The sequence below is a fragment of the Ewingella sp. CoE-038-23 genome (genome assembly GCF_040419245.1).
GTDB classification, from domain to species: Bacteria; Pseudomonadota; Gammaproteobacteria; order Enterobacterales; family Enterobacteriaceae; genus Ewingella; species Ewingella allii.
Window position 1 is genome coordinate 3,644,362 of the sequence record NZ_JAZHOH010000001.1, and the last position, 24,357, is coordinate 3,668,718.

The following is a 24,357-nucleotide window of genomic DNA, read 5'->3' on the forward strand; positions in this document are numbered from 1 at the left end:
ACAACATATATAGGTGCAGTATCGCATGTTTTAGCCCACAGTGAGAGTGCTCCGCTGGTTGACTTAGACGTCTAGACGCCTTAGCATCCACCGCATACTTCTGGTTTAACCAGAGAGTTACTCATTAAAGTCACGGCACAAAAGATAGAATAAGAAGAATATGATTAAACTTTCTAATATCACCAAGGTGTTCCAGCAAGGCACGCGTTCAATCGTCGCGCTGTCGGACGTGAATCTTCACGTTCCTGCTGGGCAGATTTACGGCGTGATTGGAGCTTCTGGTGCAGGGAAAAGCACCCTAATCCGCTGTGTTAATTTGCTGGAACGCCCAACTAAGGGTCAGGTTATCGTTGATGGCCAAGATCTGATGGCATTCTCTGAGAAAGCGCTGACTCGCGCTCGCCGGCAGATTGGCATGATTTTTCAGCACTTTAACCTGCTCTCTTCTCGTACTGTCTTCGGCAACGTGGCTTTGCCGTTGGAGCTGGATAACCTCTCCTCTGGCGAGATTCAAAAACGCGTTAGCGAATTGCTGAAATTGGTCGGTCTGGAAGATAAGCATGATGCTTACCCGGCCAATTTGTCCGGCGGCCAGAAACAGCGTGTGGCTATCGCGCGTGCTTTGGCCAGCAATCCTAAGGTGCTGTTGTGCGATGAAGCCACCAGCGCGCTGGACCCGGCAACCACGCGTTCTATTCTGGAATTGCTGAAAGACATCAACCGCCGTCTGGGCCTGACTATCTTGTTGATCACCCATGAGATGGACGTGGTAAAACGTATCTGTGATCAGGTGGCGGTGATCAGCAACGGCCAGCTTATCGAACAAGATAAAGTTAGCGAGATGTTCTCTCATCCGAAAACGCCGCTGGCACAGCAGTTTATTCAATCCACGCTGCATCTGGATATTCCTGATGACTACGCCGATCGGCTGGTTGCTCAGCCCGCTGCCGATCTGGTTCCTTTATTGCGTCTGGAATTTACCGGCCAGTCGGTAGATGCTCCGCTATTATCTGAAGTGGTTCGTCGCTTCAACATTAACAACAATATTATTAGTGCTCAGATGGATTACGCCGGTGGCGTCAAATTCGGCATCATGTTGACCGAAATGCACGGTGAAGAAGCGAGTACGCAGGCTGCGATTGAGTTCTTGCAGCAGAATCAAGTGAAAGTAGAGGTGCTCGGTTATGTCTGAGGCAATGATGTGGTTAATGGGCCGAGGCATCTGGGAAACCGTTGTAATGACGCTGACCTCCGGCTTCTTTGGTTTTGTACTTGGTTTGCCTTTTGGCGTGCTTCTGTATGTCACTCGCCCTGGTCAAATCGCTGAGAATAAGAAGGTCTATCGCGTCATGTCTGCGGTGGTGAATATTTTCCGTTCGATTCCTTTCATTATTCTCTTAGTCTGGATGATTCCATTCACGCGAATGATTGTTGGGACATCAATCGGTCTGCAAGCAGCCATCGTGCCTTTAACCGTGGGCGCTGCGCCGTTTATCGCGCGTATGGTTGAGAATGCGCTGTTGGAAATTCCTAGCGGTTTGGTGGAAGCGGCTCGCGCTATGGGTGCAACACCGATGCAAATCATCCGCAAAGTCTTGCTGCCAGAAGCACTGCCGGGCTTAGTCAATGCAGCGACTATCACGCTCATCACGCTGGTTGGTTATTCAGCCATGGGTGGCGCAGTGGGTGCTGGCGGTCTGGGCCAGATTGGTTATCAGTATGGTTACATCGGATATGATGCCACCGTCATGAATACAGTATTGATTTTGTTAGTCGTATTGGTTTATCTGATTCAGTTTTGTGGCGACCGCATTGTGAAAGCGGTAACCCACAAGTAAAGCAGCACGGTTCTACCTTAAAAACATTGCGAATAATTTATCTCCCTTATAGAGGAAAGGATATGTCTACAAAATTCAAATCGATTGCAGTTGTCGGCGCGCTTTTGGGAACGCTGGCTCTGGTAGGATGCGGGCCGAAAGAACAAGATCCAAACCATATCAAAGTGGGTGTGATCGTGGGTTCTGAGCAGCAAGTAGCTGAAGTCGCACAGAAAGTGGCTAAAGAGAAATATGGTCTGGACGTTGAGCTGGTAACTTTCAATGACTATGTTCTGCCGAACGAAGCATTGAGCAAAGGCGATATCGACGTTAACGCCTTCCAGCACAAGCCTTATTTGGATCAGCAGATTAAAGATCGCGGCTACAAACTGGTGCCAGTCGGTAACACCTTCGTGTACCCAATTGCTGGTTACTCTAAAAAAATTAAATCCATCTCTGAGCTGAAAGCAGGCGACCAGATTGCTCTGCCGAATGACCCAACTAACCTTGGCCGTTCACTGTTGCTGTTGCAGAAAGAAGGTTTGATCAAACTTAAAGACGGCGTTGGTCTGCTGCCTACCGTTCTTGATGTGACTGAGAACCCTAAAAACTTGAAACTGGTTGAGCTGGAAGCACCACAGCTGCCACGTTCACTGGATGATGACAAAATTGCTCTGGCAGTGATCAACACCACTTACGCCAGCCAAATTGGTCTAACCCCTGAGAAAGACGGCATCTTCGTAGAAGACAAAGAGTCTCCATACGTTAACCTGATCGTTTCTCGTGAAGACAACAAAGACGCTGAGAACGTTAAGAAATTTGTTCAGGCGTACCAGTCTGACGAAGTTAACGCTGCGGCGAATAAAATCTTCAACGGCGGCGCAGTTAAGGGTTGGTAAGTTTCATCAGAGGCTAAATTGCCCCTGATGAGGCAAACTCTTTTCTAAATAAATAACAAGGCGGGCTTATGCTCGCCTTGTTATTTTCCTAATACCTTGCTTCAATAACGCCACATTATTCCCCACTACATAGTACAAAGCAGAGGATATACCATGCGTGCTTTACCTCTCTGTTTGTTAGCTCTCTTGCTAGCTGGTTGTTCTGCGACTCACAAACCGCTGCCACCCACGCCTGAAAAGCCAACTCCGGTAGAACCAAAACCTGTAAAACCAAAACCAGCGCCCGTTCGCCCTGCACCGGTGAAACTGTATAAAGATGCTGAAGCTTTGGTAGGCACACCGTTCCGCGATCTGGGTGAAGTCTCTGGCGAATCATGTCAGGCCGATACTCAGGATTCACCGCCAAGCTTAGCGACCGCCCGTAAGCGCATGCTTACTCGCGCGTCCTATATGAAAGCCAATGCCGTATTGCTGCACCAGTGCCAGATTATTACCGGCGTCCCAGGTTGCCACCAGCAAGCTGTTTGCCAAGGTTCGGCGTTAAACGTTACCTTTAAATGACATCATTTTCGTTCGCCCAAATAGGGACCATTCACTCTCCCTATAAAGAGAAATTCGCGGTGCCGCGTCAGCCTGGCTTGATTGAAGATGGCGGCGGAGAACTGCACTTGCTGCCTCCTTACAATCAGGCTGAAGCCGTAAGAGGGCTGGAAGATTTTAGCCATATTTGGGTGATGTTCATTTTCCACCAAACGATGGAAGGCGGCTGGCGTCCAACCGTGCGCCCGCCTCGTTTGGGGGGTAATGCGCGAGTCGGCGTGTTTGCGACTCGCTCAACCTTTCGGCCAAACCCCTTGGGGATGTCGCTGGTTGAGCTGAAAGGCATTCGCCGTCAGGGGCAAAATGTAGTGCTCGAGTTGGGCAGTCTGGACTTGGTCGACGGCACACCCATTGTCGACATCAAACCTTATCTGCCTTTCGCCGAGAGCCATCCTGAAGCACGCGCCGGTTTTGCCCAGTCGGCGCCTGTCGCCACTATGCCGGTTACTTTCTCTGCCAGCGCAGAGCAGCAACTGCTGCTTAATAGTGTCAAGTACCCTCACCTGCGCCGTTTTATCACGCAGGTTTTAGGTCAGGATCCCCGCCCTGCTTACCGTAAAGGTGAGGAAGTTGAACGAGATTACGCCGTCCATCTGCTGGAATTTAACGTGCGCTGGCGGGTGATTGACGATGTGAACCACGTCTTGTCTCTGGACAAAAACTAAATTTCCATCCCTTCTCTTTTGACAACCCGCAGTCGCTGGTAAACTAAACCACTTTTTCACGTTTTGGCTGCCCACTGGCAGCTCGATTGCAATTAGCAGTGCTAACGGAATCAACACAACATGCGTACAACTCAATATCTGCTCTCCACATTAAAAGAGACGCCAGCCGACGCCGAAGTGATCAGCCACCAGCTGATGCTGCGCGCCGGGATGATCCGCAAATTGGCTTCAGGTTTATACACCTGGTTGCCGACCGGTCTGCGCGTCCTGCGTAAAGTTGAAAATATCGTGCGCGAAGAGATGAATAACGCACACGCCATCGAAGTATCAATGCCGGTGGTTCAGCCCGCAGACTTGTGGCAGGAGAGTGGTCGCTGGGAGCAGTATGGCCCTGAGTTGCTGCGTTTCGTCGATCGTGGCGATCGCTCATTCGTGCTCGGCCCAACGCATGAGGAAGTCATCACCGACTTGATCCGTAACGAGCTCAGCTCTTATAAGCAACTGCCGCTGAACTTCTTCCAGATCCAGACCAAATTCCGTGACGAAGTTCGTCCGCGCTTTGGTGTGATGCGTTCTCGCGAATTCATCATGAAGGATGCTTACTCCTTCCACACCACGCAGGAATCCTTGCAGGAAACCTACGACGCGATGTATGCCGCTTACAGCAAAATCTTCAGCCGTATGGGTCTGGATTTCCGTGCTGTGCAGGCTGATACCGGATCAATCGGCGGTAGCGCCTCTCACGAGTTCCAGGTGCTGGCGTCAAGCGGCGAAGATGACATCATCTTCTCTACAAACTCTGACTTCGCGGCTAACATCGAGCTGGCAGAAGCTGTGGCTCCAGCTACTCCGCGCGCGGCTGCAACCGAAGAGATGCGTCAGGTTGCTACGCCAAACGCCAAAACTATCGCCGAGCTGGTTGAGCAATTCCAACTGCCGGTTGAGAAAACCGTTAAAACGCTGATGGTTCACGCCACCGAAGAGAGCGGCCACAAGCTGGTTGCCCTGCTGGTTCGCGGCGACCACGAGCTGAATGAAGTGAAAGCCGAGAAGCTGCCACAGGTTGCTTCGCCGCTGACTTTCGCTACCGAAGCTGAAATCCGCGCAGTAGTCGATGCTGGCCCAGGTTCTTTAGGCCCGGTTAATCTGCCAATGCCAATCGTGGTAGACCGCACCGTAGCCGTGATGAGCGACTTCAGCGCTGGCGCAAATATCGACGGTCAGCACCTGTTCGGCATCAACTGGGAGCGCGATTTGCCGCTGCCACAGGTTGCGGATATCCGTAACGTGGTTGAAGGCGATATCAGCCCAGACGGCAAAGGCACTCTGCTGATTAAACGCGGGATCGAAGTGGGTCACATCTTCCAACTCGGCACCAAGTATTCTCAGGCGATGAATGCCACCGTGCAGGGCGAAGACGGCCGTAACCAAGTGATGACCATGGGTTGTTACGGTATCGGGGTAACTCGCGTGGTGGCGGCGGCTATCGAGCAGAATCACGACGATCGCGGGATCATCTGGCCAGACGCTATCGCGCCTTTCCAGGTCGCCATCCTGCCGATGAACATGCAGAAATCTTTCCGCGTGAAAGAAGCTGCAGAAACCCTGTACGAAACGCTGCGTGCCAAAGGCATCGACGTCATTCTGGATGACCGTAAAGAGCGTCCGGGCGTGATGTTTGCTGATATGGAGCTGATTGGCGTGCCTTATCAAGTGGTTATCGGCGATCGTAATCTGGATGCGGAAGAGTTGGAATACAAAAACCGCCGTACCGGTGAGAAGCTGATGATTAAGCAAAGCGACATCGTTGAGCACCTGCTGAGCCAAATCGCGCGTTAATTAGCGCAATTCCAGCTTATAGCAGCAATAAAAACGCCCGTCTAAAACGGGCGTTTTTTTATGCTTTGCTTTTAACCGTGAGAACCGAGCAGTAAAATTACGGACAGCCTTTGCCGGCGTCGAATTTAACTTTGTTATCAGCCACGACGGACTTCTGCATCACGCCTTGCTCAGTGGATGGCTCAACGATGAAGTGACCGTCCATTGAAACAAACACCAGCTCATTCGGCTTTTTACGCGCCGCAAGATAGCCCTGCTCCAAGGTTTTGTCATTTGACACTGGGAAAACCTTGCCCGTCGCGCAATCGCTGAAGGTGGCGATATCTTCGCTAAACTGCACCATACCGGTCAGCGCCATTGGCGTTTTCGGCATGTCTTGCTTCGTCGGGGTCAGCTGATAATTAAACTGGGAGACAATCGGCTCGCCGTGGATATCCAGCATCTCCAGATTTTCCCCTTGCGGGCGGAAATAGCGTTTCTCCCCCTTGCCGTCAGTCAGCACCAGCTTGTCGGCGGTACGCGCCCACCTACCATAGCTGGCCAAGGCCAAATCGCCATCCCGAGCGCCTTGGTAAGTTTCCTGCAAAATGTACGTCCCATCCTGTTGTAAGAACAGGGAGGTTTTAATTCCGCTACAGTCAGCGCACGGCACTACGCCGCTGAAGCTCTGCTGCATTGCCTCGAAAGGCTGTTCGTGGTTGCTGGCCAAGGTATGACAACCAAACAATGACAACGAACCCAGCGCCAGCACTGCGCCAATAATTAATTTCTTCACCCTTATCTCCCTTTACATCCCATGTCACTGTGGCAAAAAAGGACCCATTCCACAGTTGAGCCGATCACGGCTGCCGAATCTTCCCACGCAATGCTTTGGTTGCGCCTTTTTTAACTTTTCCTTCTACACGACGAATTTTAGACCCTCTGGTGGGTTTCGTCGCTTTTCTAATCTTTTCAACCACCATCGCCTGCGAAATCAGGCTATTGAGACGAGCCAACGCGGCTTCGCGATTCATCTCCTGACTGCGATACTCCTGCGCTTTAATCACTACCACCCCTTCTGCGGTGATTAGGTGGTGATTAAAGGCCAAAAGCCGCTGTTTGTAATAATCAGGCAAACTTGAGGCTTTAATATCAAAGCGTAAGTGAATGGCGGTGGAAGTTTTATTCACATTCTGACCACCCGCCCCTTGGGCGCGGATGGCGGTTAATTCTATTTCACTGTCTGGGAGTTCAAGCTTTCCGGAAAGAATTTGCACGTCTGCTACCTTACATCTTACTCTGCGGGCGTTTTCCATTCAGAGAATTGTATTTCCAAATTATTCTGAGCGTCAGAAAGCCAAATAGTTCCGTCCTGCAACGTGGCTTGCAAGTTCATGTTGCGATTGGCAAAGGCGGTGAGCTTGGCTAACAGCTCGTCATCAATGAAGCGCACGCTTAAATTGCCGAAGCCGCTGATTTTACTCTCAATCGCCGACCACCAGACTTTTGCCGCGCGCTCGCTATATACATACAGCACCACCTCACGCGACTGGTTGCAGCCTTTCTTCAGGCGTTTCTCATCGGGCAGGCCCAGCTCAACCCACAGCTCAATGCCGTTGTGATCGTTTTTCCGCCAGATTTCCGGCTCATCTTCGGCGCTCAGGCCACGGGTAAAGCTCAAACGCTCATCGGCGTGGCAAATCCAGGCCAGCAGGCGCAGCATCATGCGTTGTTCTGTTTCGGAGGGATGCTGAGCCAAGGTCAGGTTGGCATCGTAGAAGAAATTGCGGTCCATATCTGCAATGTTGATCGCCGCTTTGTAGATCGTCGCTTTTAATGCCATTGAAAACCCCTTGATATTAGACGCACAGTGTACTGTAAAGCGGGCCTTAGCGACCAGTTTAACGCTGGATTAACTCTCTCCCGGCTAAAGAGAAAGCTGCATCTGCTCGTTAATAACTGGCATTCTCCTGTGCTATAGTCGTTTAATACTGAGAGTTTATCTTTCTGGGCTTTCATTAGGGTTAATACCCCAGCGGGATACGCTTTTGAAGGAGGACCTATGCAAGAGTACTGTGAGTCTATACGCCGTAAATATGCTGAGATTGCCAGTGGCGACCTTGGCTATGTGCCCGACGCGTTGGGCTGTGTGTTGAAAGCATTGGACGATGTCGCGGCGAATGCCGAACTGCCGTCTTCTATCCGGGAACAGGCGGCCTATGCCGCTGCTAACTTATTGGTGAGCGATTATGTCGATGAATGATGAGTACCAAGCCATCAATTGCGATGATTACGATAACCTCGAGATCGCCTGCCAGCAAAGCTTAGTTTTGACGTTGAAATTGCGTAACGGAGAGACTATTGAAGGTAAAGCTCAAGATCTGTTGATGCGTAAAAAAGTAGAATATCTGATTATCGACGTGGCCGGTGAGCAACGCGATTTACGTCTCGATCATATCGAAAGCTTCAGCCATCCAAAAATCGGCACTGTGACTGTTAGCATCGAATAACGTTTAATATCAAACAATTAAACGCTTAACGGGCAATCTTCGGATTGCCCGTTTGTATTTCAGCGGCCCGCAACGGCTTTGCGCCACAGGATCTGGTATGCCTGCTGGCCCTGCTCTGCTCGCCCCTGCTGGGTGATAAACAGGCCCGGCGCTGCCACCAACTGCTCATTGTAGAACATCAGCGGGGTGCGCTCTCGCTCCCACGGCGCAACGCCAAGCTCTGGCCACAGCTTTTTCAAACTGCGCCCGCCCTGCCGCCCGACTTTCTCCACCCTCCCCTGAGCCGCAAAACGAATGGTGACGGCTTCGTCAGAAGCGGGAAGCCGCAAACCTTCTAGCGAAGAGTCAGTAAGCATTTCGACAGTTAAACAGCCAAGCCCTTCGGGCAGACTCAGCTCTGTGGCGATATTCCAAGGCACAACCACCTCGCGCAGTGAAGGCAGCGAGGCAGGCAGCAAGTAGAGCCTCTGGCGAAAACGCCTGATACTCAGGGTATTGAGCCTGAACTGGGGCTCGGCGTCGTCACGGCAGATTGCCACCTCATCCCAAATACGCTGGAGCTGCTCCCGTGACGGCATTTTCGCCCCCAGCTGCGCCAGCCAGCGGCGCAGCAGAGCCTGACGACGCGGGGAGGACATCGCCAGCATGGGTTCAATCTGCAAACTGCCGTCGCTGGCCTGCAAAGTTTGCAATGACTCGGCCAAAAGTTCATCCAGCAGTGACTCTTGCTCGGCGCAGAGCGCGGCGCTTCGCGCTACGGCCTCGGGAAAATGCGGCCAGCGCTGATAGAGTGCGGGAAGCACTTCCAGCCGCAGGAAGTTGCGGTCGAATCGCGCATCGCCATTGCTGTCATCTTCAATCCAACTAAGATTAGCCGCCGAAGCAAAGTCTTCCAGCTGCTGGCGCGAAAGTGAGAGCAAGGGCCGCAATAAGCGATAGTGCTGCCGGGACGCGCTCGCCGCCATGGATGACAACCCCGCAGGCCCGCTGCCGCGCTTTAACGCCAGCATAAAGGTTTCGCACTGATCATTTAGATGCTGAGCCGTCAGCAGGCATTCATCGCCCGCAAGGCTGCTGGCGAAAGCCTGATAGCGCGCTTTGCGGGCCGCGGCCTCAATGCCGTCTTGTTGGCTATCCACCCTGACCCGAATGACCTCCAGCGGCACGCCCCGCTGCTGGCAAAATGCCTCACAGTGGCTCACCCAGCTATCGGCAAACTGGCTTAAGCCATGATGAACATGAATCGCTCGCAGCGCCATCTCCGGCCACTGGCTGTCGCGCAGTTTGACCAGCGCGTCCAGCAGCACCGATGAGTCTAGCCCGCCGCTAAAAGCGACGCAGAGCTTGCGCTCGCTGCCGATGTGCTTGATTAGCTCAGCGAGAACCGGGTTTGGCGTGGGAGAGTTCATTAGAGTACTCAACTGAGTTCGTAAAGCTCCAGTGGCAAATCGTCTGGATCGCTGAAGAAGGTGAATCGCTTATCGGTATAAGGATCGACCCGCACCGGCTCACACTCTACTCCGGCGCGGTTAAGCTCGGCGATCGCCACCTCAATGTCATCCACCGCGAAGGCTAAATGGCGCAACCCGCAGGACTCTGGGCGGCTGCCGCGCGCCGGCGGGTTCGGGAAGCTAAATAGCTCGATGGTGTAGTGGCCGTTAAGCGCCAAATCCGCTTTCCATGAATCACGCTCTTCACGATAAACCTCGGACATCAGGCTGAATCCCAGCACGTCGCAATAGAAGGCTTTGCTGCGCGGGTAGTCGGAAGCGATGATCGCAATATGGTGGATCTGGCGTAGGTTGAGCATAAAACTGTCCTGTAAAATTTTGGGAGCACGTTACTCAGGCTGCCCTGCTTCGTCAATAAAAGCCCTCAAATGAGGGCCAGGCAAGGCAATTATTCCGCCGGCAGCTTCAGCACTTTCACCAGATAGCGGCCGTCTTCCGTCAGTTTCGCGCCGTGAATATCGGTTTCAAAGCCCGGATAATGTTCACCAATCGAGCAGAGCATGATCAGGAAATCCAGCACCGCGCGGCTCTCCTGGGTGATCATCTCGCCGGGCATCACCACCGGGACGCCCGGCGGATAAGGCAAGATCATATTGGCCGAGACTTTGCCGATCAACTCTTCTATCTCGCACTCTTCAATATGGCCGCGTACCTGATGCTGGAACATCTCATACGGCGTCAGCATCATCTCTGGCAACACATCAAAGGCTCTGATCATCAAACTCGGCAGATCGTGGTGGCGAATCAGCTTGTGAATGCCCTGCGCCAGATCCTGAATGCGCATGTGGCGGTAAAAATCCGGATCTTCAGCATAGAGATCCGGCAGCATATTCTTCACCCGCAGGTTGAGATCGTAAGAGCGCTTGAAGTCCGTCAGCCCGCGCATCAGGCTCATCGCCTTGGTTTTGTCGATGCCGATGCTGAACAGGAACAGCAGATTATAAGGGCCGGTCTTCTCCACCACCACGCCGCGCTCGTCGAGGAACTTAGCCACCAGCGCGGCCGGAATGCCCTCTTCAGCCAGCTGCCCCTGCTCATCCATTCCCGGCGTCAGAATAGTGACTTTAATTGGGTCGAGATACATGTGGTCGCTGTCGGCATTGGCGAAGCCGTGCCAGTTCTGGTCTGGGTTTAGCGGCCAGCACTCGGCTTCATCAATCTCTTCAGGCTGCCAAATATCGTAGAACCAACCCTCAGTCTCTTCGCGCAGACGCTGGATCTCTTTGCGAAAGTGCAGCGCCCTTTCCACCGAACGGTTGATCAATCGCCGTCCCGGATTGCCGCGCAGCATGGCGGCGGCGGTTTCTGCCGAGGCCACAATGCCGTAATTCGGCGAGGTGGTGGTGTGCATCATGTAGGCTTCATTAAAGGTGTTTTCATCATAATCCCCTTTAATGTGGATCATCGAAGCCTGAGAAAATGCCGCCAAGAGTTTGTGCGTCGACTGAGTTTCATAAATCACTTTCCCCGCAATGCGTTCGCCGCTCATGCCGCTTTTACCGTCGTAAATCGGATGAAAATTGGTGTATGGCACCCATGCAGAGTCGAAGTGAATGGACGGCACATCTAAGGTTTTCTTAATATAATCAGTATTGTAAAGCAGACCGTCATAGGTCGAATTGGTGATCACCGCGTGAACCGGCCAGGTTGCATTCTGGGTAGCAGCGACCTTCTGCTCAATGTTCTCACGCGTGAACTCGCGTTGCGGAATGCCGCCCAGGATCCCATAGGCATTGCGGTTCGGCCGCAGATAAATGGGGATCACGTTGGTCATCATCATCAGATGGGCCAGCGACTTATGGCAGTTGCGGTCAATAAGTACGGTGCTTCCCGCCGGGGCGGCGTACATACCAACGATTTTATTCGCCGTTGAGGTGCCGTTAGTCACGATGTAGCTCTGCTCGGAGCCAAAGGTGCGGGCGATGTACTCTTCCGCCTCAAGGTGCGGGCCGGTGTGGTCGAGCAGCGAGCCTAGCTCGGTCACTGAAATGGAAACGTCCGCCTTCAGGGTTTTCGCCCCAAAGAAGTCATAAAACAGCGTTCCCACCGGGCTTTTCAGAAATGCCGTCCCGGCCATATGGCCCGGTGTACAGAAGGTGTATTTCCCCTCTTCGACATAGCGGAACAGCGCCTTGGTCAGCGGCGGCGTGATGGCATCAATGTATTCGTCGGTATATTGGCGAATGCGATTGGCAATGTCTTCAGCGGCGTTCAAGGCATATTCGAAGAAGTAGATCACCATGCGCATGTCGTTGACGGTGACGTCGAGCGACGAGTGGGTATTGATGAAGCCGTACAGCGGCAGGTACTCGTTTAATTCGTTGATTTCCACACAGAGTGCTTCGCTGTGCTGATCCCAATCGAAGATCGCGCCGCAGATCCGCGCATTGTGCTCGATCAGTTTAAGGAGATCGCTCGGATCCCGTGGATAAATGATTTTGAAGCCCAGGTTCGTCAGGGCGAGATCCAATTCGCGGATCGGCTCATCTTTGTAATAGACGCCTTCGGGGCGCAGGATGGCGATAATATTCATCTGACAAATCCTTCTGGTTTTTATATCTCAGATAATTATAGAAACATGGTTAACTTCGCATGTGTACCTTTTCGCGAATAAGAAATGAAAAATCAGAATGATGGCGTTCGCGGCGGAGGCGGGATGGCAGAAACGAAAAAGGCCGTGCAAGCACGGCCTTTGAAAACAAATTGAGCGTTAGGACTTAGCAGTAGCCGTAAGTCATCAGACGCTGGTAGCGACGGTTGCGCAGTTCTTCATTATTCAGAACATCCAGATCGCTCAGATCAGCTTCCAACTGGGCACGCAGGGACGCGGCCATGGCAGGAACGTCGCGATGCGCGCCGCCCAGAGGCTCAGGGATAACAGAGTCAATCAGCTTCAGCTCTTTCAGGCGTGGCGCAATGATACCCATTGCTTCCGCAGCCAGTGGCGCTTTATCGGCGCTTTTCCACAGGATAGACGCACAGCCTTCCGGTGAAATCACTGAGTAGGTGCTGTATTGCAGCATGTTAACTTTGTCGCCAACGCCAATGGCCAATGCACCACCAGAGCCGCCTTCACCAATAACGGTACAGATAACCGGCACGTTCAGACGGGACATCTCGCGCAGGTTGCGGGCGATAGCTTCGGACTGACCACGCTCTTCTGCGCCCACGCCAGGGTAAGCACCCGGGGTGTCGATGAAGGTGATGATTGGCAGCTTGAAGCGCTCGGCCATTTCCATCAGACGTAATGCTTTGCGATAGCCTTCTGGTGCTGGCATACCGAAGTTACGGCGGATTTTTTCTTTAGTTTCACGACCTTTTTGATGACCAATGATCATCACAGGACGCTCACCTAAACGCGCGATACCACCAACGATAGCTTTATCGTCAGCATAAGCACGGTCACCAGCCAGTTCATCAAAATCGGTGAAGATATGTTTGATGTAATCCAGGGTGTAAGGGCGACGCGGGTGGCGCGCCAGTTGGGCAATCTGCCAGGCACCCAGATCAGAGAAAATCTTTCGAGTCAGTTCAACGCTTTTTTCACGCAGGCGCTCAACTTCTTCGTCCAGATTAATATCCAATTTTTCGTCTTGACGGCTGACTGCAGTCAGCGAGTCAATTTTCGCTTCCAGCTCCGCAATCGGCTGTTCAAAATCCAGAAAATTCAGACTCATAGCATTCCTATTTTAGTCAAATTCCAGTTCCACCTGCTCGGTACCTACAAGCGTTCGCAGATCCAGCAACAGTTTATCGGTCGGCGTTACACGCCACGTTGCACCGAATCGTAGCCGGGCACGCGCATTTTCTCGTTGGTAGTACAGATGTACTGGTATCGTCCCCGATCGGTGAGGTTCCAACGATTGGCGGAGACGGTTTAAAAGCTGGTCATCAATTTGCCTGTCAGTCAGCGAGATAGCAAGACCGCGAGCATATTTTTCACGTGCTTCACTGATGTCCATAACGTCGCGGGCCATCATTTTAAGCCCGCCGCTGAAGTCATCAAAGCTGACCTGTCCAGTGGCGATAAGGATACGGTCTTTTTCCAATAAATGCTGGAATTTTTCTAGCGCTTCGGTGAACAACATTACTTCCAGACGACCGGAACGGTCGTCTAACGTACAGATACCAATGCGGTTTCCCCGTTTGGTAACCATTACCCTCGCAGCGATAACCAAGCCCACTGCGATAGTCATTTTGCCCCGGTCGGTCGGGTGCATATCTTTTAGACGCTGGCCGCCGCCGTAACGCTCAATTTCTTTTAGATATTGCGTTATCGGGTGACCGGTGAGGTACAGCCCGAGCGTTTCGCGTTCGCCGTCCAGCACCGTCTGTTCTGGCCACGGCGTGACGTTGGCATAAGACTTTTCAACCTGCTCAGGGGCTTCGGCCAGTACGCCGAACATGTCCACCTGCCCGATAGCCTCGGCTTTCGCGTGCTGATCGGCAGCCTTCAGCGCATCGCCTAAAGAGCTCATCAACGCGGCGCGGTGCGGGCCGAGACGATCAAAGGCACCGGACATGATCAGCTTTTCAAGAATGCGTTTATTGAGCTTTTTCACATCGGCGCGGGCGCACAGGTCAAACAGCTCTTTGAAATAGCCGCCTTCGTTTCGCGCTTCAATAATGGCTTCGATGGGGCCTTCGCCCACGCCTTTTATCGCGCCAATGCCGTAAACAATCTCACCTTCGTCATTGACGTGGAAATGGTACAAGCCGCTGTTGATATCTGGTGGCAGGATTTTCAACCCCATGCGCCAGCATTCGTCAACCAGACCCACCACCTTCTCAGTGTTGTCCATATCGGCAGTCATTACCGCCGCCATAAACTCAGCCGGATAATGCGCTTTCAGCCATAAGGTCTGATAGGAAACCAGCGCATAAGCTGCGGAGTGGGACTTGTTGAAACCATAACCAGCAAACTTCTCTACCAGGTCGAAGATTTTAACTGCCAGTTCGCCGTCAATGCCACGAGATTTTGCACCATCTTCAAAACCGCCGCGCTGCTTGGCCATTTCGACCGGGTTCTTTTTACCCATGGCGCGACGCAGCATGTCCGCACCGCCCAGCGAGTAACCCGCCAGCACCTGTGCAATCTGCATCACCTGTTCTTGGTACAGGATGATGCCATAGGTCGGCTCCAGCACCGGCTTCAGAGACTCATGCTGCCACTGAATGTCGGGGTAAGACAGCTCTTCGCGGCCGTGTTTACGGTCGATAAAGTTATCTACCATGCCTGACTGCAACGGCCCCGGACGGAACAGGGCCACTAATGCGATCATATCTTCGAAACAGTCGGGCTTCAGGCGTTTAATCAAATCTTTCATACCACGGGATTCGAGCTGGAATACCGCCGTGGTTTCTGAGCGCTGCAGCATGTCGAAGCTTTTCTTATCTTCGAGCGGGATGGCAGCGATATCAATAGGTTCGAGTCCGGATTTCGCGCGACGGGCGTTAATCATGCCCAGCGCCCAGTCGATGATGGTCAGCGTGCGCAGGCCGAGGAAGTCAAACTTCACCAGACCGGCATATTCGACGTCGTTTTTGTCGAATTGGGTGACCGGATGGTTACCCTCGGCGTCACAGTACAATGGCGCAAAATCAGTAATTTTGGTTGGCGCGATCACCACGCCCCCGGCATGTTTACCGGCGTTACGGGTGACACCTTCGAGCTTGCGCGCCATGTCGATCAGCGCTTTAACCTCTTCATCTGCTTCATAAATTTCTGGCAGCTGGGGTTCGGCAGCAAAGGCCTTTTCGAGCGTCATGCCCGGATCTGGCGGTACCAGTTTGGAGATTCGATCGACGAATCCGTAAGGGTGGCCGAGCACGCGACCCACGTCGCGGATAACCGCTTTGGCCGCCATGGTACCGAAGGTGATGATCTGCGAAACAGCCTCACGGCCATACATTTCGGCCACGTGGTCGATAACCAAGTCGCGTTTTTCCATGCAGAAGTCGACGTCGAAGTCGGGCATGGAGACACGTTCTGGGTTCAAGAAGCGTTCGAACAGCAGGTCGAACTCCAGTGGATCCAAATCGGTAATTTTTAAGGCGTAGGCGACCAATGAGCCAGCACCGGAACCACGCCCTGGTCCTACCGGCACGTCGTTATCTTTCGACCATTGGATAAATTCCATCACGATCAAGAAGTAGCCGGGGAAGCCCATCTGGTTGATAACGCGCAGCTCTACGTCGAGACGCTCGTCATATTCCGGGCGTTTCTGCGCTCTTACTTCAGGATCGGGGAATAAGAACTCCAGACGCTCCTCAAGCCCTTCCTTCGATTTGGCGACCAAGAAGTCTTCAGTGGTCATCTCACCGGTCGGGAATTGCGGCAGGAAGTATTCGCCGAGGCGAATGGTCACGTTACAGCGTTTGGCAATTTCCACCGTGTTGAGCAGGGCTTCGGGGATATCCTCGAACAGCTCGCACATCTCATCTTCGCTGCGCATGTACTGCTGCGCGGTGTAATTTCGCGGACGTTTCGGGTCATCGAGGGTGAAACCGTCGTGGATAGCCACGCGGATTTCATGCGCGTCGAAGTCGCCCTGCACCAAAAAACGCACATCGTTGGTGGCCACCACGGGCAAATCACGCTCTGCCGCCAGCGCCACGGCGGCGTGAAGGTAGTTCTCCTCTTCGGCGCGCCCGGTGCGGATCAGCTCTAGGTAGTATCGATCAGGGAAATACTGCTGGTAGAACTCCAGACACTGCTCGACCTGCAGCTGATTGCCGCGTAACAGGAACTTACCTACATCGCCCATTTTCGCGCCGGAGAGCAAAATCAGCCCTTCATTCAGCTCGGCCAGCCAGTCGCGGTCAATGATGGGGCCAGCGGCGCCGTAGCCTCGCTGATAAGCGCGGGAGATCAGTAGCGTCAGATTCTGGTAGCCCTGATTATTCATCGCCAGCACGGTGAGCTGCGCCAGTTCGTCACCCAGAATTTCACTTTGAACGTTAAAGTCGGCACCGATGATCGGCTTAATACCGGCACCGTGCGCCGAGCCGTAGAACTTCACCAGACCGCATAGGTTGGTGAAATCGGTAATGGCTAAAGCTGGCATGCCGAGGGACGCCGCGCACTTCACCAACGGCCCCACCTTGGCTAATCCATCCACCATGGAGTAGTCACTGTGAGTGCGAAGATGAATAAAACGAGGTTCGGCCATATCCAGAGTCCAGAGATGAAGATTGAATGAACGCTTGTCGGAATGACAAACTGACTTAAAACGCTAACAGACTTACTGCCCCAGCGCCCGCCTGACGGGTGCGAAGCTGCGCCTGTGGTGCGGCGTGGCACCCAGCTTAGCCAGGCTTTCGAGATGCACCGGCGTCGGGTAGCCTTTGTGTTTGGCAAAGCCATAATCAGGGAACTGAAGATCCAGCTCAACCATTTCACGGTCGCGCGTCACTTTGGCTAATATCGACGCGGCGCTGATTTCCGCGACTTTGCTGTCGCCCTTCACCACGGCCTGAGAGGCCATAGGCAATTTGGGGCAGCGATTGCCATCTATCAGCACCATATCTGGCGTGATGTGTAGCCCGGCCACCGCGCGCTGCATCGCCAGCATGGTGGCGTGCAGAATGTTTAATTCGTCGATTTCGTCTGGCTCAGCGCGTCCAAGACTCCACGACAGCGCTTTCTCTTTAATTTCAATATAAAGAGCTTCGCGACGTTTTTCAGTGAGTTTTTTAGAGTCCGCCAGCCCGAGAATCGGCTTGGCCGGATCGAGGATCACGGCGGCAGTGACCACGGCGCCCACTAAAGGCCCGCGCCCTACCTCATCCACCCCGGCGATACACAATGCCTGAGGATAAACGAAGATATCACTCATCGATTTGCCAACTCCATCACGGCCTGCGCGGCCTGCTCATCGGCATCCCAGCGAATGCTTTCGTGCAGCGCCAGGAAAGTTTCCTGCAACTGATGGCTCTCTTCTCCACCAGCCAATAAAGGCAAGAGAGCGGCAGAGAGTTTTTCCGGCACACATTCGGTCTGCAGCAGTTCTTTGACGATTTCGCGCCCCGCCAGCAGGTTTGGCAATGAAACGTAAGGCGTTTTAACCAGACGCTCAGCCAGCCAGTAGGTGAAAGGCTTCATGCGATAACCGACAACCATCGGGCATTTCGCCAACATGCATTCCAGCGCCGCCGTGCCTGAAGCCAGCAATGCCGCGTCGCTGGCGATCATGGCGTCTCGCGCCTGACCGTCGAGCAGGTGCGCCGGCAAGTCAGGGGCAATCTCCGCCTTGATGCGTTCGAACTGCTCACGGCGCTTGGCATTGACCAAGGGAACCACGATGTGCAAATCAGGGTACGTCTGTCGCAGTTGGAGTGCGGTTTTCAGGAAATCGGCACTCAGCATTTCGACTTCCGCATGGCGACTGCCCGGCAGCAAAGCCAGACAATGAACGCCATCGGGAATGCCCAAGCGGGCGCGCGCCGCCGGTTTGTCCGGATGCAGCGGCATGGAATCCGCCATGGTGTGGCCGATAAACCGACAAGGAACGTTGAATTTATCGTAAAACGCTTTTTCAAAAGGCAGGAAAGCCAGCACCATATCGGTCGCTTTACCTATTTTGAAAACACGCTTTTGACGCCAGGCCCAGACTGAAGGGCTGACATAGTGAATGGTGCGAATACCGCGCTGCTTGAGACGACCTTCGAGGGTGATGTTGAAGTCAGGCGCATCAATGCCCACAAAGACGTCGGGCTTTAACTCGCTAAAGCGCTGAGTCAGGTCTTTGCGGATTTTCAACAGGCGTGGCAGACGTTCGAGAACTTCCACCACGCCCATGACAGCCAGCTCTTCCATTTCGTACCAGGCTTCGCATCCCTCAGCTTGCATCAGTGGGCCAGCAACTCCCACGAAGCGCGCATCAGGATGGTGTTTTCTTAGAGCGCGAATTAAACCAGCACCAAGAATATCGCCGGATGTTTCACCGGCCACCAGGCCAATAGTCAGAACAGGCTTTTGCATTTTTTACCGCTTATTTGCCAAATTACAGGTTTACCAGAGAGTTAGCCCCTCAGCGAATGATGCCGCGCGTGGAGCGCGCGAAGAAATCGCTGAACGGTTTAACCGCCGGGAACTCTGCTGCAATTTCGGCGATTTCAGGTTGCGCTTCTTCCAGCGTTTTTCCGCTGCGATACAATAACTTGTAGGCATTACGGATAGCGTGCAATGAAGATTTGTCAAAACCACGACGCTTCAAGCCTTCGATATTAATACCAAATGGCGTGGCGTGGTTTCCCTGAGCAATCACGAAAGGTGGAACGTCCTGAGCAACGCCAGAGCAGCCGCCAACCATCACGTGAGCACCAATAACGCAGAACTGATGAATGGCAGTCATACCGCCAATGATGGCGTGGTCGTCAATCTCAACGTGACCACCAAGGGTCGCGTTATTTGCCAGAATAACGCGATTGCCGATAACACAATCGTGGGCAATATGCGCGTTAACCATCAACAGGTTATCGCTACCCACTTTTGTTAATCCACCGCCCTGAACGGTACCACGGTGAATGGTCACGCTCTCACGAATACTGTTGCGATCGCCAACTTCAACGCGTGTCGGTTCTCCCGCATATTTCAAATCTTGGTTAATTTCACCAATAGTAACGAACTGAAAAATGCGGTTGTCGCGACCAATTTTGGTCACGCCATTAAGAACAACGTGTGATTTAAGCTCAGTACCTTCGCCAATCTCAACGTCAGATCCGACATAACAAAAAGGACCGATTCGAACACCAGCACCAATAATGGCACCGTCTTCGACAACAGAGCTTGGGTGAATAAAGGCGGTTTTATCAATCATTAATTAAGACTCCCGGCGACGGGCGCACATCATTGATGCCTCGCAAGCAATCTCGCCATCTACCTTTGCGACACCTTTAAAACGAGCAACGCCACGACGCTCTTTAATGAATTCAACTTCCAGAATCATCTGGTCGCCTGGCAACACAGGACGTTTGAATCGTGCGTCATCAATAGCAGCAAAATAATACAGCTCGCCTGGCTCTAATTTACCTACGCTTTTGAAGGCAAGAATGCCGGTGGCCTGCGCCATCGCTTCAAGAATCAATACGCCTGGGAAGATAGGCTTACCTGGGAAGTGGCCCTGGAAGAACGGTTCGTTGAAAGAAACGTTTTTCACTGCACGTAAAAACTTCCCTTTTTCAAAATCCAGCACGCGATCAACCAGCAAAAACGGGTAACGGTGCGGCAGCAGATCCAATATCTCTTCAATACGCAGAGTATGAGTGTCAGTTGTCAAAATACTCTTCCTGTCTAAAAAACTGATGGCATCAATAACACGGCCTGCTTGATCCCCAAAGAAGATCATTAGGCAGGCCGCAAATAGAAACGAGTGCCGCCGGAAGGTGGCATCCACTGCCAATTTCCAGCAACACAGTAGTCGGTAATTTAGTCTTCTTCGATTTTACGCTCGACAGCTTTTAAGCGCTTATTCATCTCATCGATATTCATTACCAACGCAGCGGTTTTACGCCACACTTTATTGGGCTGTAACGGAATACCGGAGGAGTATACCCCAGGTTCGGTGATTGGTCGCATCACCATTCCCATTCCAGTCACTACAGCCTTATCACAAATTTCCATATGGCCGTTGATAACACTGGCGCCGCCGATTTGGCAGTAACGGCCAATTTTCAGACTACCGGCCATAATCACTCCACCTGCAACCGCCGTATTGTCTCCAATCACGACGTTGTGCGCAATCTGACATTGGTTATCAATGATAACGCCATTGCCGATGATGGTGTCGTCCAGGGCTCCGCGGTCAATCGTGGTGCAAGCACCGATCTCTACGCGATCGCCAATCAGCACGGTACCCAGCTGAGGAATTTTGACCCAGTTACCACGGTCGTTAGCATAGCCGAAGCCGTCAGCACCAATCACGGTACCAGACTGAATCAAGCACGATTCGCCAATTTCCACACGATGGTAAATAGAGACATTGGCCCAAATTTTGGTGCCAGCGCCTAATTTTGCATTCTTACCAATGAAACAGCCAGCCCCAATGACAACATTGTCACCAAGCACAACACCTGACTCGATCACCGCATTGGCGCCAACGGAAACGTTGTTGCCCAAGATGGCGGTGTCGGAGATTACCGCACTGGCGGCAATATCTTTGGCCGGCGCTGGCGTGGTATCTAACAATTGCGCCATACGGGCATAAGTCAGGTATGGGTTTTTAACCACTAATGCCGCAGTGCGGCAAAACGGCAGATCCGCTTCCGTCAACACTACAGCCCCTGCGGCGCAGGTAGCTAACTGTTCACGGTAACGGCTGTTTGATAAAAACGTGATTTGCTCAGAGTGCGCGGAATGCATTGAAGCAATGCCGGTGATGACGATATCGCCATCACCGTGCAATTGTGCATCCAACTGCTGTGCGAGATCAGCCAGTCGAATTGAAGACATGTTTATTTAACCTGTTTCAGCACATCAGCAGTAATGTCTTTTTCATTGCTTGCGTAAGCAACAGCGTTAGCATCAACAACGATGTCATAACCTTGTTTGCTAGCAACAGACTTCACTGCATCCTGGATACGGCTCAGGATTTTGTTACGTTCTTCAGCCTGGCGGCGACGGTTATCTTGTTCAAAAGCCTGAGCTTTTGTAGAGAAATCTTCGCGCTGAGCCATAACGTCTTTTTCAAGCTTGCTGCGATCGCTGGCTTTCATGGTAGAGCCGTCACGCTGTAGTCTCTGCATTTTAGTCTGCAGATCACGTTCTTGAGCTTGCAACTGAGTTGCACGGCCTTTGAACTCGTTTTCCAACTGTTTTGCAACAGCATCACGTGCTGGCATTTGTTGGAAGATGCTCTGAACGTTAACAACAGCAATTTTGTCAGCAGCTTGGACGCTTACTGAAGAAGCCATAACTAAACCGAGGCCGGCGGCATATAACCACTTTTTCACTATAAACTCCTTCCATCACCCGTTGTGCCATATGGCACGATAATTACACAATAAGAATGAGTTTATAAAACAACTTCACGGGCGTTTTGCCCGTGAGCTGATAAAAACTCAAACATTGTAGCCCTCATAGCATTGAGAGCCACGAATGTGTTACCACGTTTTACCGATGTTAAATTGGAACTGTTCCGCTTTATCACCATCGTAATCTTTGATAGGTCGTGCGTAAGAGAACACCAATGGCCCTAATGGAGACTGCCATTGCAACGCCAGACCTGTAGAAACACGGAAGTTGTTCGGATCACTGTAATCAGGAACGCCTGCAGCTTCAGTTTGCGCAGTGTTCTTCCAATTGGTATCCCAAACAGTACCGCCATCAACAAACACAGAAGTACGCACTGAGTTTGAATATTTCTCACTGATAAACGGTGTAGGCACGACCAACTCAGCACTTAACACGGCCATGGCGTTACCGCCGACAGCATCGTCAGAGTTGTTTACAGCACAGTTGCTGTAAGAGGTGCTACCCGCAGCACAGTTATAGTATGCCGCTTTAGGACCGATAGTATTCGAACGGAAACCACGGACGCTGCTTGAGCCACCCGCGTAGAAGTTATCGTAGAACGGTACTTCTTTCCCGCCGATACCATCTGCATAACCCGCGCGAGCACGACCCAGTAATACCCACTGACGGTTTTCGCTCAGAGGGAAGTACGTTGTTGAGTCGAACGTAATCTTGTAGTACTCGTTATCCGAGCCAGGCACTGTCACTTTGCCGTTCAGGCTAGCTTTGGTACCTGAAGTCGGGAAGTACCCACGGTCAAGGTCGTTATAACCCCAACCCAGGTTCGCAAAGAAGTCGTTCGCGCTGAAGTCTGCATCAGACGTGGTATCTGTACCCACGGTGACTGGCGGGTTGATACCCACAGAGTTCAGATAGCGGAACATACTTACCTGCGGTTCCATATTGGACAGGTCGTTATGTACGTAATCCAGGCCCAAGCGCAATGAGTTATTTTCATTGATTGGGAAGCCGAGCGTACTGCCTATGCCATAACTCTTGTTGGTATAGTCAGACAGGTCGGCGTTATCAGCTTTAAAGTCGTTATAGAAGATACGACCGCCCAAGCTCACACCGTCTACGGTGAAGTAAGGGTCGGTAACAGTGAATTCTGTATACGTCTGATAATCGTTTTTAGTTCCGCTGATCCCAACAGAATAACCAGAACCTAACCAGTTATCTTGTTGAACACCGACCTGGAAGCTCACGCCACTCTCGGTGCCGTAACCTACGCCAAAGTTAAAGGTACCGGTGTTACGCTCTTTAACTTTATAGACCACGTCGACCTGATCTGGGGTACCCGGTACGCGCTGAGTATCAACATCAACGGTATCGAAATAGCCTAGACGGTTAAGACGCTCTTTGCCTTTATCAACCAGATCATTACCAAGCCACGCACCTTCCATCTGACGCATTTCACGGCGCAAGACGCTGTCTTTACTGGTGTCGTTGCCTTCGAAGCGAATGTGACGCACATAGAAACGGTTACCCGCGTCTACGCTAACGTGCAGCTTAACGGTTTTGTCGGCATCATTGATTTCAGGCTGAGTCTGTACGCGCGGATAAGCGTAACCATAACGGCCCAACATCTGCTTGATGTCGTTTTCCATTTTGGTGACTTTCGCGCCGTTATACAGCTCGCCTTTGTCGATCTTGGTCAGGCTTTCAACTTCGGCAGAGTGGCCGGCCATATTGCCGTTAACTTCAACGCCTGAAAGCTTGTACTGATCGCCTTCAGTGATGTTAAGGGTAATATAAATGCCTTTTTTATCTGGCGTCAGGCTGACCTGAGTTGAATCGATGTTGAAACGGGCGTAACCGCGATCCAGATAGAAGCTGCGCAGGGTTTCGAGGTCACCCGCCAATTTTTGTTTCTGGTATTTGCGATCGCCCACCACGTTCCACCATGGCACCTCGTCACGCAGCTGGAAGCGAGCAATAAGCTCATCCGTACTGAACGCGTGGTTACCCACGATGTTGATCTGCTGAATTTTTGCAGAAACACCTTCGGTGAAGACCAATTTCAAATCAACGCGGTTACGCGGCAAAGGCGTAACAACAGCCTTCACGGACGCGCTGTATTTACCGACGCTGTAGTAGAAATCTTCGAGACCTTTCTCGATGCTGGTTAATGTTGTTCGATCAAGCGCTTCGCCAACCCGGACACCAGAGGCCTCCAGGTTTTCTTTCAGCATGTCGTCTTTCACAGATTTATTACCTGAGAAAGTGATGCTGGCGATTGTAGGACGCTCTTTGACCTGAACAATCAAGGTATCACCATCACGCAGAACGCGAACGTCCTCAAAGTTGCCAGTGGCAAACAATGCGCGAATAGTATTACTGATGTCGTCGTCGGTGATGGTATCACCAACGCGAACCGGCATATTGAGTAACGCCGCACCGACGGCAACTCGCTGCAGGCCTTCGAAATGAATGTCTTTCACCACGAAACCATCTGCACCGTATACGGTGGCGCTGCCAAACAGCAGCGACGCTATGAGCAACTTTTTGATCGCCATCGTTGTTA

At 52.2% G+C, this 24,357-nt stretch carries 23 protein-coding genes; 8 read left to right on the forward strand and 15 right to left on the reverse strand.

The window, feature by feature from the left end; all coding sequences use genetic code 11:
- The first annotated feature begins 160 nt into the window (after positions 1 to 160).
- The 6 genes from metN to proS all read left to right on the forward strand — a co-directional run bounded on the left by metN (position 161) and on the right by proS (position 5,820).
- Positions 161 to 1,192: a methionine ABC transporter ATP-binding protein MetN gene (gene metN / locus V2154_RS17530; protein WP_034792752.1), complete on the forward strand. Its 1,032-nt coding sequence runs from the start codon at positions 161 to 163 to the stop codon at positions 1,190 to 1,192.
- A complete protein-coding gene (locus V2154_RS17535) occupies positions 1,185 to 1,838 on the forward strand; it encodes a methionine ABC transporter permease MetI (protein ID WP_034792754.1) in 654 nt (217 codons plus the stop codon). The genes metN and V2154_RS17535 overlap by 8 nt, the downstream gene beginning before the upstream one ends.
- A 62-nt stretch (positions 1,839 to 1,900) precedes the next feature.
- Entirely contained in the window at positions 1,901 to 2,716 is an 816-nt protein-coding gene (locus tag V2154_RS17540; RefSeq protein ID WP_034792756.1) for a MetQ/NlpA family lipoprotein, read from the forward strand.
- Positions 2,717 to 2,869: 153 nt separating this feature from the next.
- Positions 2,870 to 3,277: an envelope stress sensor lipoprotein RcsF gene (gene rcsF, locus V2154_RS17545; RefSeq protein WP_353503226.1), complete on the forward strand. Its 408-nt coding sequence runs from the start codon at positions 2,870 to 2,872 to the stop codon at positions 3,275 to 3,277.
- Positions 3,274 to 3,981 (forward strand): tRNA (N6-threonylcarbamoyladenosine(37)-N6)-methyltransferase TrmO, encoded by a 708-nt coding sequence (gene tsaA, locus V2154_RS17550; RefSeq protein WP_353503227.1) that lies wholly within the window; start codon positions 3,274 to 3,276, stop codon positions 3,979 to 3,981. Before rcsF ends, tsaA begins: the two co-directional genes overlap by 4 nt.
- Before the next feature lie 120 nt (positions 3,982 to 4,101).
- On the forward strand, positions 4,102 to 5,820 hold the full coding sequence (gene proS / locus V2154_RS17555; RefSeq protein WP_353503228.1) for a proline--tRNA ligase: 1,719 nt from the start codon (positions 4,102 to 4,104) through the stop codon (positions 5,818 to 5,820).
- 97 nt (positions 5,821 to 5,917) lie between these two features.
- Here the strand turns inward: proS and nlpE are convergent, their stop codons facing one another.
- The 3 genes from nlpE to V2154_RS17570 form a co-directional block, all read right to left on the reverse strand.
- Positions 5,918 to 6,595 carry an envelope stress response activation lipoprotein NlpE gene (gene nlpE / locus V2154_RS17560; RefSeq protein ID WP_353503229.1) on the reverse strand — a complete coding sequence of 226 codons (678 nt, stop codon included), beginning with the start codon at positions 6,593 to 6,595 and terminating at the stop codon, positions 5,918 to 5,920.
- Between the two features lie 64 nt (positions 6,596 to 6,659).
- On the reverse strand, positions 6,660 to 7,076 hold the full coding sequence (arfB, locus tag V2154_RS17565; RefSeq protein WP_034792763.1) for an alternative ribosome rescue aminoacyl-tRNA hydrolase ArfB: 417 nt from the start codon (positions 7,074 to 7,076) through the stop codon (positions 6,660 to 6,662).
- A gap of 17 nt (positions 7,077 to 7,093) precedes the next feature.
- Entirely contained in the window at positions 7,094 to 7,642 is a 549-nt protein-coding gene (locus V2154_RS17570; RefSeq protein ID WP_034792764.1) for a YaeQ family protein, read from the reverse strand.
- A 219-nt stretch (positions 7,643 to 7,861) separates the two neighbouring features.
- Here V2154_RS17570 and V2154_RS17575 point away from each other — a divergent pair, with 219 nt between their 5' ends.
- Positions 7,862 to 8,062, forward strand: coding sequence for a YaeP family protein (locus V2154_RS17575; RefSeq protein ID WP_034792765.1), 201 nt, complete (start codon positions 7,862 to 7,864; stop codon positions 8,060 to 8,062).
- Positions 8,049 to 8,309, forward strand: coding sequence for a Rho-binding antiterminator (rof, locus tag V2154_RS17580; protein ID WP_353503230.1), 261 nt, complete (start codon positions 8,049 to 8,051; stop codon positions 8,307 to 8,309). The genes V2154_RS17575 and rof overlap by 14 nt, the downstream gene beginning before the upstream one ends.
- A 59-nt stretch (positions 8,310 to 8,368) precedes the next feature.
- Here the strand turns inward: rof and tilS are convergent, their stop codons facing one another.
- From tilS to bamA, 12 genes are all read right to left on the reverse strand, one after another.
- A complete protein-coding gene (gene tilS / locus V2154_RS17585) occupies positions 8,369 to 9,718 on the reverse strand; it encodes a tRNA lysidine(34) synthetase TilS (RefSeq protein WP_353503231.1) in 1,350 nt (449 codons plus the stop codon).
- Between the two features lie 8 nt (positions 9,719 to 9,726).
- The gene (locus V2154_RS17590; RefSeq protein WP_353503232.1) at positions 9,727 to 10,119 is read right to left on the reverse strand and encodes a VOC family protein; all 393 of its coding nucleotides are present in this window, start codon (positions 10,117 to 10,119) and stop codon (positions 9,727 to 9,729) included.
- An 89-nt stretch (positions 10,120 to 10,208) separates the two neighbouring features.
- A complete protein-coding gene (locus V2154_RS17595; RefSeq protein WP_353503233.1) occupies positions 10,209 to 12,353 on the reverse strand; it encodes a lysine decarboxylase LdcC in 2,145 nt (714 codons plus the stop codon).
- A gap of 184 nt (positions 12,354 to 12,537) precedes the next feature.
- A complete protein-coding gene (gene accA / locus V2154_RS17600; RefSeq protein WP_100936851.1) occupies positions 12,538 to 13,497 on the reverse strand; it encodes an acetyl-CoA carboxylase carboxyl transferase subunit alpha in 960 nt (319 codons plus the stop codon).
- Between the two features lie 12 nt (positions 13,498 to 13,509).
- Positions 13,510 to 16,992 (reverse strand): DNA polymerase III subunit alpha, encoded by a 3,483-nt coding sequence (gene dnaE, locus V2154_RS17605; RefSeq protein WP_353503234.1) that lies wholly within the window; start codon positions 16,990 to 16,992, stop codon positions 13,510 to 13,512.
- A 72-nt stretch (positions 16,993 to 17,064) separates the two neighbouring features.
- Positions 17,065 to 17,658: a ribonuclease HII gene (gene rnhB / locus V2154_RS17610; protein WP_154147248.1), complete on the reverse strand. Its 594-nt coding sequence runs from the start codon at positions 17,656 to 17,658 to the stop codon at positions 17,065 to 17,067.
- A complete protein-coding gene (lpxB, locus tag V2154_RS17615; RefSeq protein ID WP_353503235.1) occupies positions 17,655 to 18,803 on the reverse strand; it encodes a lipid-A-disaccharide synthase in 1,149 nt (382 codons plus the stop codon). Before lpxB ends, rnhB begins: the two co-directional genes overlap by 4 nt.
- Positions 18,804 to 18,852: 49 nt before the next feature.
- Entirely contained in the window at positions 18,853 to 19,641 is a 789-nt protein-coding gene (gene lpxA, locus V2154_RS17620; RefSeq protein ID WP_353503236.1) for an acyl-ACP--UDP-N-acetylglucosamine O-acyltransferase, read from the reverse strand.
- Between the two features lie 3 nt (positions 19,642 to 19,644).
- The gene (gene fabZ / locus V2154_RS17625) at positions 19,645 to 20,100 is read right to left on the reverse strand and encodes a 3-hydroxyacyl-ACP dehydratase FabZ (RefSeq protein WP_034792780.1); all 456 of its coding nucleotides are present in this window, start codon (positions 20,098 to 20,100) and stop codon (positions 19,645 to 19,647) included.
- A 149-nt stretch (positions 20,101 to 20,249) separates the two neighbouring features.
- Positions 20,250 to 21,272 carry a UDP-3-O-(3-hydroxymyristoyl)glucosamine N-acyltransferase gene (gene lpxD, locus V2154_RS17630; protein WP_353503237.1) on the reverse strand — a complete coding sequence of 341 codons (1,023 nt, stop codon included), beginning with the start codon at positions 21,270 to 21,272 and terminating at the stop codon, positions 20,250 to 20,252.
- A 2-nt stretch (positions 21,273 to 21,274) separates the two neighbouring features.
- Positions 21,275 to 21,772: a molecular chaperone Skp gene (gene skp, locus V2154_RS17635; protein ID WP_185689321.1), complete on the reverse strand. Its 498-nt coding sequence runs from the start codon at positions 21,770 to 21,772 to the stop codon at positions 21,275 to 21,277.
- A 150-nt stretch (positions 21,773 to 21,922) separates the two neighbouring features.
- Entirely contained in the window at positions 21,923 to 24,349 is a 2,427-nt protein-coding gene (gene bamA / locus V2154_RS17640; RefSeq protein WP_353503238.1) for an outer membrane protein assembly factor BamA, read from the reverse strand.
- Positions 24,350 to 24,357: the final 8 nt, after the last annotated feature.